This is a genomic window from Agaribacterium sp. ZY112, assembly GCF_041346925.1.
Classification (GTDB): domain Bacteria; phylum Pseudomonadota; class Gammaproteobacteria; order Pseudomonadales; family Cellvibrionaceae; genus Agaribacterium.
Window position 1 is genome coordinate 2,089,370 of the sequence record NZ_CP166840.1, and the last position, 13,901, is coordinate 2,103,270.

The 13,901-nt window shown below is 46.6% G+C and carries 13 protein-coding genes; 8 read left to right on the plus strand and 5 right to left on the minus strand.

Features of this window, described 5'->3' with window-relative positions; all coding sequences use genetic code 11:
- Window position 1: 1 nt before the first annotated feature.
- The 5 genes from AB1S55_RS09215 to map form a co-directional block, all read right to left on the minus strand.
- Entirely contained in the window at window positions 2–805 is an 804-nt protein-coding gene (locus AB1S55_RS09215) for a gluconate 5-dehydrogenase (RefSeq protein WP_370981517.1), read from the minus strand.
- Window positions 806–1,099: 294 nt separating this feature from the next.
- Window positions 1,100–1,771, minus strand: a complete 672-nt coding sequence (nth, locus tag AB1S55_RS09220) for an endonuclease III (RefSeq protein ID WP_370981518.1) — start codon at window positions 1,769–1,771, stop codon at window positions 1,100–1,102.
- Window positions 1,771–2,964: a succinyldiaminopimelate transaminase gene (dapC, locus tag AB1S55_RS09225; protein ID WP_370981519.1), complete on the minus strand. Its 1,194-nt coding sequence runs from the start codon at window positions 2,962–2,964 to the stop codon at window positions 1,771–1,773. The genes nth and dapC overlap by 1 nt, the downstream gene beginning before the upstream one ends.
- 1 nt (window position 2,965) lies before the next feature.
- Entirely contained in the window at window positions 2,966–5,662 is a 2,697-nt protein-coding gene (locus AB1S55_RS09230) for a [protein-PII] uridylyltransferase (protein WP_370981520.1), read from the minus strand.
- Window positions 5,662–6,432 carry a type I methionyl aminopeptidase gene (gene map, locus AB1S55_RS09235; protein ID WP_370981521.1) on the minus strand — a complete coding sequence of 257 codons (771 nt, stop codon included), beginning with the start codon at window positions 6,430–6,432 and terminating at the stop codon, window positions 5,662–5,664. Before map ends, AB1S55_RS09230 begins: the two co-directional genes overlap by 1 nt.
- A gap of 222 nt (window positions 6,433–6,654) precedes the next feature.
- Between map and AB1S55_RS09240 the strand changes: the two genes are divergently transcribed.
- The 8 genes from AB1S55_RS09240 (at window position 6,655) to rseP (ending at window position 13,893) form a co-directional block, all read left to right on the plus strand.
- The gene (locus AB1S55_RS09240) at window positions 6,655–7,572 is read left to right on the plus strand and encodes a lysophospholipid acyltransferase family protein (RefSeq protein ID WP_370981522.1); all 918 of its coding nucleotides are present in this window, start codon (window positions 6,655–6,657) and stop codon (window positions 7,570–7,572) included.
- Window positions 7,573–7,753: 181 nt separating this feature from the next.
- Window positions 7,754–8,485, plus strand: a complete 732-nt coding sequence (gene rpsB, locus AB1S55_RS09245) for a 30S ribosomal protein S2 (RefSeq protein WP_370981523.1) — start codon at window positions 7,754–7,756, stop codon at window positions 8,483–8,485.
- Window positions 8,486–8,571: 86 nt separating this feature from the next.
- Window positions 8,572–9,444: a translation elongation factor Ts gene (gene tsf, locus AB1S55_RS09250; RefSeq protein ID WP_370981524.1), complete on the plus strand. Its 873-nt coding sequence runs from the start codon at window positions 8,572–8,574 to the stop codon at window positions 9,442–9,444.
- Window positions 9,445–9,568: 124 nt separating this feature from the next.
- Window positions 9,569–10,309 carry a UMP kinase gene (gene pyrH / locus AB1S55_RS09255; RefSeq protein ID WP_370981525.1) on the plus strand — a complete coding sequence of 247 codons (741 nt, stop codon included), beginning with the start codon at window positions 9,569–9,571 and terminating at the stop codon, window positions 10,307–10,309.
- A complete protein-coding gene (gene frr, locus AB1S55_RS09260; RefSeq protein ID WP_370981526.1) occupies window positions 10,302–10,859 on the plus strand; it encodes a ribosome recycling factor in 558 nt (185 codons plus the stop codon). Before pyrH ends, frr begins: the two co-directional genes overlap by 8 nt.
- Window positions 10,860–10,909: 50 nt before the next feature.
- The gene (gene uppS, locus AB1S55_RS09265; protein WP_370981584.1) at window positions 10,910–11,608 is read left to right on the plus strand and encodes a polyprenyl diphosphate synthase; all 699 of its coding nucleotides are present in this window, start codon (window positions 10,910–10,912) and stop codon (window positions 11,606–11,608) included.
- Entirely contained in the window at window positions 11,601–12,416 is an 816-nt protein-coding gene (locus AB1S55_RS09270) for a phosphatidate cytidylyltransferase (RefSeq protein ID WP_370981527.1), read from the plus strand. The genes uppS and AB1S55_RS09270 overlap by 8 nt, the downstream gene beginning before the upstream one ends.
- A 121-nt stretch (window positions 12,417–12,537) precedes the next feature.
- Window positions 12,538–13,893, plus strand: a complete 1,356-nt coding sequence (gene rseP, locus AB1S55_RS09275) for an RIP metalloprotease RseP (protein ID WP_370981528.1) — start codon at window positions 12,538–12,540, stop codon at window positions 13,891–13,893.
- Window positions 13,894–13,901: the final 8 nt, after the last annotated feature.

Sequence of the window (13,901 nt, forward strand, 5' to 3'; positions counted from 1 at the left end):
TTTATTCAACGTTGGTGTTTTCACCTTCAACGTAACCGAAGTTAGCAATGATGCCACCATCGACATAAAGTACTTGGCCGTTAACGAAGTCTGCAGCTTTAGAGGCTAAGAACAATGCCGCTTTACCTACATCTTCTGGCTCGCCCCAGCGGTTAGCAGGAGTACGAGTCATAACAAGGTTGTTGAACGGATGGCCGTTTACGCGGATAGGTGCAGTTTGTGCAGTCGCGATATAACCAGGGCCAATACCATTCACTTGCAAGCCGTATTTAGCCCACTCACAACACATGTTTTGAGTAAGAAGCTTTAGACCACCTTTAGCAGATGCGTAAGCACTTACATTTTGACGACCGTAAACGCTCATCATTGAACACATATTGATGATCTTGCCCTGACGGCGCTCGATCATGCTTGGTGCAACACGCTTGGCAACGATAAAAGGTGCAACCAAGTCGATATCAATAACTTCACGGAACTCTTCCGTAGGCATATCTAAAATAGGTACGCGCTTGATGATACCGGCATTGTTTACAAGGATATCAATTGGGCCAACTTCTTTTTCGATTTGAGAGATGCCCGCATCCACTTCTTCTTCTTTGGCAACGTTAAACGTTAGGGTGTAAACGTCGATGCCTTCTTTAGCGTACTCTTCTTTAGAGGCTTCAAGTTTGTCTTCAAAGATGTCGTTGATAACAACTTTAGCGCCAGCTTTACCAAGAAGCATACCGCAAGCCATACCGATACCGTGAGTACCACCAGTCACAAGGGCAACTTTGCCCTTGAGGTCAAAAAGTTCGTCAATCATAAGTGCCTATTCCATCTTTTTAAGTGAGAGAAGCTGAGTATTGCTTTGAGCTCAACTGTCCTTAGCGAAGTTACCTTAGCAGATATATGCTAAAAACATGTTAAAAAAAGTGAGCTAGTCAGTGCTTCAGTCTTCACACATAGAATATCGAAACTCGACCTCGGATGCTGTTCAAACTGGCGCTAGCTTGATACGGATCAACGGAGCCTAGACGCTAATTCCAAGAAGGGAAATTAACGCCGCTGAAACTGTAAGTTTTAAACCTAGAGTGGCTGTTTGAGTTGTTATTTGGCGCTAGGGTTTTAGTGTTTTTTTAGGTTTTTTTCTATTTGGGTAACAGGTGTGACATATTTCACAGATGGTGCCGTTACAGCCACGTGCGGAGCAATATTCACGGCCGTAGAAAATAATCTGCAGATGTAATTTGTTCCACTTGTCTTTGGGGAAGAGTCTTTTAAGGTCTTTTTCGGTTTGTGCAACGCTTTTGCCATTACTTAAGCCCCAGCGCTGTGCTAGACGGTGAATATGGGTATCGATAGGAAAATTGGGTTCGCCAAAAGCTTGCGCCATCACCACGCCAGCGGTTTTATGGCCGACACCGGGCAACTCTTCCAAGGCTTCCATCGAGGCTGGTACCTCGCCGTTGTATTTCTCGACAAGTATTTCAGATAGCCCTTTAATCGCTTTACTTTTTTGTGGGCTTAAGCCACAGGGGCGGATAATTTCACGAATACGCTCTAGGTCCTGCATAGCCATATCGTGAGCGTTGTCTGCCAGCTGCCACAATAGCGGTGTGATCTGATTAACGCGCTCATCGGTGCACTGGGCAGAAAGTAATACCGCCACAAGCAGAGTGTAAGTATCCTTATGGTCGAGTGGTACGGGTGTTTCTGGATATAACTGCTCAAGTTTGTCGAGTATAAAAGCGACACGCTCGGCCTTTAAAAGATTGCGCTGCTCTGTCATTACAGGCCTTGTACAAAATGTTTGATGCGCTCTGCACCTTCTATGCACTCTTCTAGCGTTGCAACCAAAGCCATTCGTACACGCTGTGAGCCTGGGTTTTGTCCGTTTGCATGTCGGCCTAAATAAGAGCCAGGTAAAACCGTGAGGTTTTGTTGGGCAAATAGCTCTTTAGCAAACACTTGCTCATCGATCGGTGTACGCGGCCAGAGGTAGAAACTGGCTTCGGGTAATTGAAAATCGAGTACGCCATTTAGAATGCTGCCCACTGCATCAAATTTTTGGCGATAGAGCTGGCGATTTGCTTTAACGTGCTCTTCGTCTTGCCAAGCGACCACACTTGCAAGTTGTGTTTGCACAGGCATCGCACAGCCGTGGTAGGTTCTATAAAGTAAGAACTTTGAAATTAGCTCGGCATCACCTGCGATAAAACCAGAACGTAAACCGGGAAGGTTGGAGCGCTTGCTTAAGCTATGAAAAACCATGCAGCGATTAAAGTCGTGCCGACCTAGTTCGCTACAAGCTTGTAGTAGTCCTGTGGGGGCCTTGTCTTCATCAAAATAAAGTTCGGAATAGCATTCGTCACTGGCGATAATAAAGTCGTATTCATCCGCCAGTGCGATCAGCTTTTGAAGTTGCTCGCTGCTGAGTACGGCGCCTGTTGGATTTCCTGGGCTGCACAAAAATAATAGTTGGCAGTTTTGCCACTGCTCTTCACTGACTTGTTCAAAGTCGGGGATAAAATCGTTTTCTTTTAAGCAATTTAAAAAGACAGGCTCGGCTCCTGCTAAAAATGCGGCACCCTCATAGATCTGGTAAAAAGGGTTTGGCATCAATACTTTTGCATTGGCTTTACTGCCATCAATGCAGGCTTGAGTAAAAGCAAAAATGGCTTCACGTGTACCATTGACAGGAAGCACCTGTCGCTCGCTATCCATGCCTTGTAAATGGAAGCGCTGGCTGGCCCAAGAGCTTATGCTTGATCGAAGTTCTGCAAGTCCTTTAGTGGCAGCGTAGTTACTAACTCGGCCCAGCTCATTCGCCAATGTATCTAAAACAAACTGCGGCGGTTGGTGTTTGGGTTCGCCAATACTTAAGGCAATGTGTTCACCCTGTTGCGTTGGTGTAATGCCTGCCTTTAATTGATTTAGCTTTTCAAAAGGGTAGGGCTGGAGTAGATCTAAATTTGGATTCATCTTAATGGGCTTGTTCTTTTTTGATTTGGCGATCTAGGCGGCGGCAGATTTTATCTTGCAGTTCTTCACAAAGAGCAACATCACTTAGCGGATTACCGGCTACATCGGTAATAAAAAAGATATCCTCAACTCGTTCGCCTAAAGTAGAGATGCGAGCGTTGTGAACGATGATTTCTTCCTCCATAAAGGCTTGTGCAATTGTGGCCAAGAAACCTGGACGGTCGGGGCTGATGACTTCAAGCACGGTGTAGCCGCTGACAATATCATTGCTTAAACTCGTGCGAGTCGGTGTTGGAAATTGTTTAAGCGCGCGTGGTGTTCTACGTTTAACAATGTCGGAATATTCACCAACTAAGGCTAATTCCTCTTGCAAGGCGTCGTGAATTTTTTTGCTTAGTTCTGGGTCATCACCAAGAGGGTCAAAGTTTTCATTTAATACGTAAAAAGTATCAAGGGTATAGCCATTGGCACTTTGGTAAATTTTGGCATCTTGAATATTTAAACCAAGTTGTGCAAGGCAGGTTGTCGCGGCAATAAAGACATGGCGAGCGTCTTTAGCCCAAATAAAAATTTGAGTTGCGCCTGCAAGTTGACCGTTGGTTGTTTCGCTCACCAAAATAAGTGGTTTTGGACTGTTGTGTGTGCTCCATGCTTCAGTTTGGTTGGCGATATCAATATGGCTTTCGCGAATAAAATATTCGTCGCCCATGTCTCGCCATAGCTCGTGAGCTTGTGCACGACTAATGTCTTTATCTGCGAGGCGTGCAAGCGCTAGGTTTTGAGTCTCCTCAATAATCTCTTGTTTGTCGACGGTGTTTTCTAAACCTCGTCTCAGTGCACGCTTAGTCTCTAGATAGAGCTGCCGCATCAAGCTTGCTCGCCAGTTGTTCCAGACCTCAGGGTTGGTTGCGCACATATCGGCAACAGTTAATACATAGAGGAAGTCAAGCCGGCGCTGGTCGCCAACTAAGAGTGCAAAGTCTCGAATAACATCGGGGTCGCTGATGTCCTTTTTCTGTGAGATATGACTCATCAATAGATGTTTTTCTACCAGCCAAGCAACTAAGCGAGTTTCTTTACCTGAAAGCCCATGCTCTTGGCAGAATTCAGTGGCATCAACCGCACCTAGCTCGCTGTGGTCACCGCCACGGCCTTTGGCAATATCATGAAATAAGCCGGTAATATAAAGAAGCTCTGGTCGTGCAATATGACGCATAATATGTGCGGCAATAGGAAAAAGTTTTTCCTCTTCTTTTTGGGTAAAGCGTCGAATATTTCTAATAAGTAATAAGGTGTGTGCATCAACGGTGTAGCGATGAAATAAGTCGTGCTGCATTTGCCCTGTGATTTTTCCAAAGGCAGGTAAATAGCGCCCGAGAACACCGTAGCGCTTCATTCTTCCGAGCTGGGTAACAAGACCATAATCTATTGAAAATATTGCTAAAAACATTGCGCGATTAGCGGCGTCTTTTCGGAAGGCGTCGTCAATTAAAATGCGCTTCTCTCGAATCAATCGGATAGTTGATCCACGAATACCGCTAATGGAAGGGTCTTTACCCATTAATACAAATATTTCTAATAAAGCACTTGGGTTTTGGTCAAACACTTGTGGCTGCACAACTTCGATATAGTTGTCGTGTAGCTGAAAGCGCTCATTGATTGCTATGATCTCGTGTTTTCCATCTCGATCATTAATTTTCTCATCGAGATAGGCAAGTAGCACATCGTTGAGCTCGCGAAGAGAAATCACCACGCGATAATATTTATGCATAAAGCGTTCAACAGCTAGGTTGCTGTCACTATCTTTATAGCCAAATAATGCGGCGAGTTCGCGCTGATATTCAAACAGCAGGCGTTCTTCGGCGCGGCCGCTGACCATGTGCAGACCAAAGCGAACCGCCCACAGAAACTCTTCTGCACCACGCAGCATGGCAAATTCACGTTCGGTGAAAAAATCTTGGCCTTCCAGTTGCCGTAAAGTACGAACACCGAAGTAGCGTTTAGCAACCCACTTGATCATTTGTAGGTCACGCAAACCGCCTGGGGCATTTTTAATGTTGGGCTCTAGGTTGCACTCGGTGTTGTTATGTTTTTGATGGCGCTGAATCTGCTCGTCCCATTTTGCGGCAAAAAACTCCTTCATCGGCCACATATGTTTTGGGCCTGTGGCTTCTTGCAGTTTGAGGCAGAGAGAGCTATTGCCCGCTAAAGGGCGGGATTCTTGTAAGTTTGTGGCTACGGTAATGTCTTCACGAGCGATCGTTAGGCACTCACTTAAGGTGCGCACGCTAGAGCCTATTTCTAGGCCTATGTCCCAGAGCATGGTAACGAATGCTTGCAGTTGTTCGTTGTATTTATCGCCCACGTTGTTATCAAATAGGATAAGAAGGTCTATATCACTGTGGGGGTGTAGTTCGCCGCGGCCGTAACCACCTACGGCGATTAAGCAGGCATCGTTATCCCAGTCTTGGCTGAGCCATGCATAGTGCAGAATGATGTCAATAAAAGTGGCGCGCTCTTCAATCAGGATGCGTATGCTGTCACCTTCTTTAAAGCGCATATCAAAGTGAGCGTTCATACCGCAAATAGCATCTTTAAAGGTTTTGATTAACGCTTGCTCTTTGAGGTTTTGGCGAAAAAGTTTTTGATTAAAACTTAACGGCTGGCATGTGTATTCTGGGATCTGATCCACATGCATTAGAAGTTTTCCTCTTTGCGGGCAGTAAGCACTTCGACTCCGTCTTTTGTTACCGCGAGGGTGTGTTCGAACTGGGCAGAAAGACGGCCATCTTTAGTTTCAACTGTCCACTGGTCGCCTTTAAGCTTGGTGTGACGCTTGCCTGCATTAACCATAGGCTCGATGGTAAAGCACATGCCTTCTTTAAGCTCTAGGCCTGTCCCTTTACGCCCATAATGCAATACTTGAGGGTCTTCATGGAATCCTTTACCAATGCCGTGGCCACAGTACTCACGTACGATGCTGTAGTGATTGGCTTCAGCGTGGCTTTGTGTGGCGTGGCCGATGTCGCCGAGTGTGGCTCCTGGTTTAACTAGAGCAATGGCCTTGTACATGGCTTCTTGGGTGACTTTGCAAAGGCGAGCCGCATGGGGCGCGACTTTGCCGACGTAAAACATTTTACTGGTGTCACCGTGGTAGCCTTTATAGATTACGGTGATATCAATATTAATGATGTCGCCGTCTTTAAGCGTCTTCTTTTCAGATGGAATGCCGTGACACACCACCTGATTGACCGAAGTACAGATAGACTTAGGAAAGCCTTTGTAGTTAAGCGGTGCGGGAATCGCATTAAGGGTATTAACGATATAGTTATGACAAATGCGGTCTAGCTCCGCAGTTGTGACGCCAGGCTTTACGTGTTCTTCAATCATTTCCAGCACTTCGGCGGCCATACGGCCGGCAATACGCATGTGCTCTATCTCTTCTGGGGTCTTGATAATGACAGCCATGAATCTCTCTTTGTGCTCAGTTATGCATCTTGGCCGCGTAGGTAGATTGTGCAGCCCTATAAATGTCGCCATTCTAAACCATAAGTAAGCATTTGCCGATGCGAAGGCGTACACCTTGCTTTCATATCGTATTCTTGCCGCCTTGTTGTTACTTGGGCTCATTGACTGGCATGGGGCTTTGCCTAAAAATGGCAGGCTTGTTCTAAGCAGATAAGCACTCTCATGTTTCTATTTAATAAGCGTTGTTGGCACCCTAAGTATTGGGCTTTGGCTATTTTATTGGCTTTTTTCTGGTTGCTGGCGCGCTTGCCTAATTCGACAGTTTTTCCTATGGGGCGTGCAGTAGGGCGCTTGATTTATCTTTTGAGTAAGAAAACGCGTCGAACTACTGAGGTTAATTTGCGCTTGGTTCAGCCGGGTAAAGATGATGCTTATTATAAAGCGGCCGTAAAAGAGTGTTGTCTTGAGCTGGGTATTTCCTTTATGGAAACCTTCTTCTTTTGGTTTAACGACCCTGCAAAGTTTGTAGAGGGGCGTTATCGTTTGGATGGAGAGGAGCACTGGCAGGCGGCGCTCGCTCAGGATAAGGGTATTATTGTTTTGCTTATCCATATGGGCGCCATTGATATGACCGGTATATTTCTCCAGTATTTTGGTACCGAGGGGCGTGAAGTTGTTGCCACTTATCGTGATTCAGACCCCGTGGTCAATGCCTTTTTGGAGGGGCGCCGCCATCGTTTGTGCACCCGTCTACTGTCGTCGACTGATCAGCGTGGTGTTATGCGTGCGCTTAGAAATAAAGGCATGGTTTGGTATCCAGCGGATATCGAGGTGAGTAATAGCGCCTCTTTGTTTGCGCCTATTATGGGGGTCCCCGCCAGTACCCCAGCGATTCTTCCGCGCTTAGCTTCTTCGGGCAAGGCGCTGGTATTGCCTTTTACCATATATCGAGATGGCTCCACCTATCGCGGTCGAGTTTTTCCTGCGTTTGAGAATTACCCCAGTGGTGACTTGCAGGCGGATACTAATAAGGTGAATGAGGCGATCGGCGATATGATTGAGCCCCAGCTCCTTCGTTACTGGTGGGTGATTAAGCGCTTTAAGCATATGCCTGATGGTGGGCGCCGCGATTATAGTTAGGTGGATGGCAATGACTTTGGCTTGAGTTTTGGTTTTTTGGGTTTTTTGTGGTATAAAGCGCGCCCCGAATGTTTCGGGCTAAATCACACGCCTATCTGTATCTGAATCTGGGTGCCCCATGTGGGTTGGGTTCTAGGGCTAGGCGGACGTAATAACCCTAATGTATTAAAAGGTAAATCCTATGCCACAAGTAAGCATGCGCGATATGCTATCTGCAGGTGTCCACTTTGGTCACCAAACTCGTTACTGGAATCCTAAGATGGGTCAATTCATCTTTGGTGCGCGTAACAAGATTCATATTATTAACCTAGAGCACACTGTGCCTAAGTTTAATGAAGCCCTAGACGTTGTTAAGCAAATGGCTTCTCAGAAAAAACAAATTCTTTTTGTTGGTACCAAGCGTTCAGCTGGTAAGAGCATCAAAGAGCAGGCCGAGCGTGCAGGCCAGCCTTTTGTAAGCCACCGTTGGTTGGGTGGTATGTTGACTAACTACAAAACCATCCGTGCTTCTATCCGTCGTTACCGTGAGCTAAGTGTTCAGGCTACAGACGGTACTTTTGAAAAGCTAACTAAGAAAGAAGCGTTAATGCGCACTCGTATGATGGCTAAGCTAGAGCTATCTATCGGTGGTATTAAAGATATGGGCGGTTTGCCTGATGCGTTGTTTGTAGTTGATGTTGATCATGAGCGCATTGCTATTCAGGAAGCTAACAAGCTAGGTATACCAGTGATTGGTGTTGTTGATACTAACAGCAACCCTGAAGGTATTGACTACGTTATCCCTGGTAACGATGATGCGATTCGTGCGATCAAGCTTTACACTGCAGCGATGGCTGATGCTTGTCTTGAAGGTAAGGCTGCAACTGCAGAAGTGCCTAATAAAGATGAGTTTGTTGAGCAAGCTGGCGAATAAGCACTTGTCATAATTTTTTAAGCCGCCGTTACTACAGTAGCGGCGGCTTTTCCTATTTTATTACCCTTTGAATAGAGGACAGACGAATGGCAGTTTCTGCGGCGTTGGTAAAAGAATTACGTGAGCGTACCGGCTTAGGTATGCTTGAGTGTAAAAAGGCTCTTAAAGAGACCGATGGTGATGTTGATCTTGCGATTGAAAATCTACGCAAGGCTTCTGGTCTAAAGGCAGCTAAAAAAGCAGGTCGTACTGCGGCGGACGGTGTTGTTGCCGCTAAAGTCGCTGAAGATGGCAGTTTTGGCGTTGTTGTTGAGGTTAACAGTGAGACCGACTTCGCTGCTCGTGATGAGGGTTTCTTAGCTTTTGTTAGCACGGTTGTTGAAAAGGCTTTTGCTGAGAAGTCAGCTTCTGTAGAAGCGTTGGTTGATGAGTCTCTTGAGGCTGCACGTCAGGCGCTAGTGCAGAAAATTGGTGAGAATATTGGTATTCGTCGTGTTCAGTTGGTTGAGGCTACTGAAGGTGTTGTGGCTGAATATGTTCACTCGAATAACCGTATCGCTGTATTGGTTGAGTTGAAAGGCGGTGAAACTGCTGTTGCTAAAGATGTTGCCATGCACGTTGCTGCTAGCAATCCTCAGGTTATTCGTCCTGAAGATATGCCAGCTGACATGCTTAAGAAAGAAGAAGATGTGATCAAGGCGCAGCCGGATATGGAAGGCAAGCCTGCTGAGATTGTTGAGAAAATGATGGGTGGCCGTATCAAGAAATTCTTGAAAGAGAATTCTTTGGTTGAGCAGCCGTTTGTTAAAAACCCTGATCAAACCGTTGGTCAGTTGGTTAAAGCTGCTGGTGCTGACATTGCTTCTGTTGCTCGCTTTGAAGTGGGTGAAGGCATTGAGGTTGAAGAGGCTGATTTTGCAGCTGAAGTTGCAGCTCAGGTCGCTGCTTCCAAGGCGTAATAGCTCTTTGATTAAAGCTTAATCAGTCTGTCTTTTCAGGCTGTATTTCTTAAAAAGGCGGAATATCTATTCCGCCTTTTTGCTGTTAGAATTCCCCAAATTTTCTGCGCACAGGACAATCAATATGGCCTCAACCCGTGACCGTAAATATAAACGAATTCTACTGAAGCTTAGTGGCGAACAGTTAATGGGGGAGCAGGGTTTTGGTATCGACCCTGCGGTGCTAGATAAAATGGCCTTAGAAATTGGTCAGTTAGTTGGTATTGGTGTGCAGGTCGGCTTAGTGATTGGCGGCGGTAACTTGTTTCGTGGCGCAGCTTTAAGTGACGCGGGCTTAGATCGAGTAACTGGCGATCACATGGGCATGCTTGCAACAGTGATGAATGCCTTGGCTATGCGCGATGCGCTTGAGCGTTCAAATATCAGCTCTAATGTCATGAGCGCAATTCCTATGTCGGGTGTGGTTGAGCACTACGATCGTCGTAAAGCCATTCGCCAGCTTGAAAATGGTGAGGTGGTTATTTTCTCTGCAGGAACCGGTAACCCCTTCTTTACTACTGACTCTGCCGCGTGTTTGCGTGGTATTGAAGTCGAGGCCGAATTGGTATTAAAGGCCACTAAAGTTGATGGTGTTTATACTGCTGACCCAATGAAAGATCCAAACGCTACTCGCTATGACACGTTGAGTTACGACACGGTGCTAGCTGAGAAATTAGGCGTAATGGATTTAACTGCTATTTGCTTGTGTCAAGATCATCAAATGCCAGTACGCGTATTCCAAATGGATAAAGCTGGGGCTTTATTGCGTATTGTTGTTGGTGAAGATGAAGGCACCTTGATCAAAGAGGAGAGTGTAAATGATTAATGAGATTAAAGAAGAAGCTCAAACCCGCATGACTAAAAGTATTGAGGCTTTAGGTGTGGCATTTAATAAAATTCGTACTGGCCGCGCTCATCCAAGCATTCTTGATGGTGTAAAAGTGAGCTATTACGGCTCGGAAAGCCCGCTGTCTCAAGTGGCTAATGTAAGCGTGCTTGATGCTCGTACTTTGAGCATTTCTGCTTGGGATAAAAGCATGGTGCCTGAAATAGAAAAGGCCATCATGAAAAGCGATTTGGGCTTGAACCCTGCAACTACAGGTGAACTAATTCGTGTGCCTATGCCGGCATTGACGGAAGAGACGCGTAAAGATTTTATTAAGCACGCGCGTTCTGAAGCGGAGACGGCTCGTGTAGCTATCCGTAATATTCGTCGTGATGCTCTAGGTCAGGTGAAAGACCTGCTCAAAGAGAAAGAAATTTCTGAAGATGAAGATCGCCGCGCTGCTGACGATATTCAAAAGATTACCGATAAAAACATTAAACAAGTTGACGCTGATTTAAGTGTTAAAGAAAAAGATTTGATGGAAATATAAGTCGGAGTCGAAACGTGAGTGCAAAACAGCTACGCCATATTGCCATCATTATGGATGGTAATAACCGTTGGGCTCGAAGAGAAGGGCGCAGTGGTATTGCCGGCCATAAGGTCGGAGTTGAGCGTATCCGCGATGTGCTTTCGGCTTGTCGTGCACAAGGGGTTGAGGTTTTAACCCTGTTTGCATTTAGCTCTGAGAATTGGCGTCGTCCTCCTAAAGAGGTTGAAGCCTTGATGAGCTTGTTTTATAGCTACTTAAAAAAAGAAGCTAAGCAGTTAAAAAAAGAAGGGGTGCGCTTAAAGGTAATTGGTAATCGTGCTCGCTTTTCCCCTAAGTTACTTAAGGCAATCAACGATGCTGAAAGCATCGCTTCAGAAGGCGATGCAACTTTGTGCATTGCTGCTGATTATGGTGGTCGTTGGGATATTGCTAATGCCGCGAAAGAGCTTGCTATAAAAGTACGTGATGAGAAGCTTGATCCGGAGTTGATCGATGAGGACTTGCTTGGCCACTCTGTAACAACAGAGGGGCTGCCTGAGCTCGATTTATTGATTCGTACAGGAGGTGAGACGCGCATTTCGAACTTCCTGTTGTGGCAAGCGGCTTACGCTGAATTATTTTTTAGCCCTGTGTTGTGGCCTGAGTTTGGTGAAGAGGCCTTAAAGCAAGCAGTTGATTGTTTTTATGGTCGAGAGCGCCGCTTCGGTAAAACATCCGAACAGCTTGCGCAAGAGGCATCAGGTGCTTAAACAGCGTGTTATTACTGCCTCGGTGTTAATGCTGGGCTTTTTGTCGTTACTCTTTTTGAGTCCTTGGTTTGTATTTGTTGCGGTGATTGCAGGCGTGTTTGCTATAGGGGCTTGGGAATGGGCTAATTTAAGCGGGCTTATTTCTACTTGGGCTCGCTTGGCTTACACATTATTCATTGCCGCACTGGCCGTCGCGTTTTTCTATTTTTCGTCTTTTGCTGCAGAGACCGCTTTAACGGCTAAGGCCACTATTGTTGCCTGCACTTGGTGGGCGGTGGCTTTGCTGTGGGTGCAGTCTTATCCCGCTAGCAGCGTGTTATGGCGGCCTAAGTGGGTGCGCCTATTTATGGGTGGTTTGGTATTGCTTCCCGCTCTTTTTTCAGTGGCATGGCTTCGCCAGCAGGCGAATGGTATTGAATTAATTCTTTTTGCATTGCTTTTGGTGGCAGCGGCTGACAGCGGCGCTTATTTTAGTGGTCGAGCTTTTGGTAAAGGTAAGTTGGCCCCAGCGGTGAGTCCTGGTAAAACATGGGCCGGAGTATGGGGAGGCTTGTTGCTTTCTTTATTGGTGGGCTTGGCTTATGGGTACTTTGTTTTGGCTCTGAGTCTGCCTTTCCTCTTAGTGTTGATTCCTCCTGTCGCGCTTGTATCGGTGCTTGGGGATTTGCTGGAAAGTATGCTTAAGCGCGAGCGAGGCATTAAAGACAGCGGCTCCATTTTGCCTGGGCATGGCGGCGTGCTCGATCGCTTGGATGGTGTTGTTGCTGCTATTCCTTTACTTGTTCTTGTGCTCGCTCACGCGAGTTGATTTATCAATAAATGTACAATTGATCATCCGGAACTTATATCAGGTGGCTGTGGTCAGATTGTGATGCTAATAAAAACGCCAGACCGTGTTCTGGCATCGCTCTTAAGCTGAGGAAAGCTGGGTGCCTTTTTTAACAACAGTTTTATGGTTTTTGCTAGCTATCAGCATCTTGGTGGCAGTTCATGAGTTCGGGCACTTTTTTGTTGCACGACGCTGTGGCGTCAGGGTATTGCGCTTTTCTATTGGCTTTGGGCCAAGGTTGTTAAGCTTTCGTGATAAGCAGGGGACCGAATTTGCTCTAAGTGCCATTCCTTTGGGTGGCTATGTGAAAATGCTTGATGAGCGCGAGGCGCCTGTCGAAGAGCACGAGCTGGCTTACAGCTATAGCCGTAAAAGCGTTGGCCAGCGTATTGCTATTGCTGCTGCAGGCCCCGCAGCTAATATTCTTCTGGCGTTTGTTCTTTACTGGGCCATCTTGCTAAATGGAACCTTGGTTTATAGTCCTGTTATTGGTGACGTTGAGCTGGGCTCTCCGGCTGAGCTTGCTGGTTTAGGAGAGGGGCAAGAAATTATTGCTGTCGATGGTGAGCCTACACCAGGGCGCAGAGATGTACGCCTAGCTTTGCTTAAGCGCTTAGGTGAAACCGGCGATATTGTTATTAGTACGCGTTACGAAGACGGCGGCTTAACCTATGAAAGCCCTGTGCGTATTTCAAATTGGTTAAGTGCCGTTGAGGACCCTAAGCCCTTAGAGTCTCTTGGGCTGAGTTTCTTTTACCCCGCTTTAGGGCAGACCGTTGGGCAGCTTGTTGAGGGTGGAGCAGCACAAGCGGCTGGTTTTCAGGTTGGGGATGCCTTGGTTGCTGCCAATGGTGAGCCAATTAAAGACTGGTATCATTGGGTGGATCTTATTCAGGCTCACCCAGGAAAGGAACTATTGGTGGCGGTCGAGCGTGCTGGGCAGCTGCGTGAGTTAAGTCTGATTCCAAACATGAAAACAGCCGATGATGGCAAGGTCTATGGTTATGCGGGGGTTGGTGTTGAACTTCCTCGTATGCCTGAGCATATGCGCAAGCTTGTTCAATATAGTCCTTTGCAAGCCTTAGTAGGCGCCGGCGGAGAAACATGGGAAGCAATTAGCTTTGTTTTTGTTTCCTTAAAGAAGCTGCTCGTTGCTGAAATCTCGATAAAAAACTTGAGCGGCCCCATAGGCATTGCTAAAGTGGCCGCCGACCAAGCGCAGTATGGCTTCTGGGCCTTTATGTCGTTCTTGGCTCATGTCAGTGTTGTATTGGCTGTACTGAATATTCTCCCCATCCCAGTCTTGGATGGCGGTCACATTCTTTATTGCATTGCCGAATGGGTTAAGGGGCGTCCGCTGTCAGAGCGGGCGCAAATGTGGGGATTTAAAGCCGGAATGGCTGCACTAATGTGTCTTATGGTTGTTGCTTTTTATAATGACCTAATGCGCCTTTAGGCCCTGAA

What these genes read in the sequence shown, in the direction of transcription:
- uppS (WP_370981584.1), top strand. Translation starts at nt 10,910, where the DNA reads ATGGATGGTAATAACCGTTGGGCTCGAAGAGAAGGGCGCAGTGGTATT.
- dapC (WP_370981519.1), bottom strand. Translation starts at nt 2,964, where the DNA reads ATGAATCCAAATTTAGATCTACTCCAGCCCTACCCTTTTGAAAAGCTA.
- pyrH (WP_370981525.1), top strand. Translation starts at nt 9,569, where the DNA reads ATGGCCTCAACCCGTGACCGTAAATATAAACGAATTCTACTGAAGCTT.
- AB1S55_RS09230 (WP_370981520.1), bottom strand. Translation starts at nt 5,662, where the DNA reads ATGCATGTGGATCAGATCCCAGAATACACATGCCAGCCGTTAAGTTTT.
- rpsB (WP_370981523.1), top strand. Translation starts at nt 7,754, where the DNA reads ATGCCACAAGTAAGCATGCGCGATATGCTATCTGCAGGTGTCCACTTT.
- AB1S55_RS09240 (WP_370981522.1), top strand. Translation starts at nt 6,655, where the DNA reads ATGTTTCTATTTAATAAGCGTTGTTGGCACCCTAAGTATTGGGCTTTG.
- nth (WP_370981518.1), bottom strand. Translation starts at nt 1,771, where the DNA reads ATGACAGAGCAGCGCAATCTTTTAAAGGCCGAGCGTGTCGCTTTTATA.
- AB1S55_RS09215 (WP_370981517.1), bottom strand. Translation starts at nt 805, where the DNA reads ATGATTGACGAACTTTTTGACCTCAAGGGCAAAGTTGCCCTTGTGACT.
- tsf (WP_370981524.1), top strand. Translation starts at nt 8,572, where the DNA reads ATGGCAGTTTCTGCGGCGTTGGTAAAAGAATTACGTGAGCGTACCGGC.
- map (WP_370981521.1), bottom strand. Translation starts at nt 6,432, where the DNA reads ATGGCTGTCATTATCAAGACCCCAGAAGAGATAGAGCACATGCGTATT.
- frr (WP_370981526.1), top strand. Translation starts at nt 10,302, where the DNA reads ATGATTAATGAGATTAAAGAAGAAGCTCAAACCCGCATGACTAAAAGT.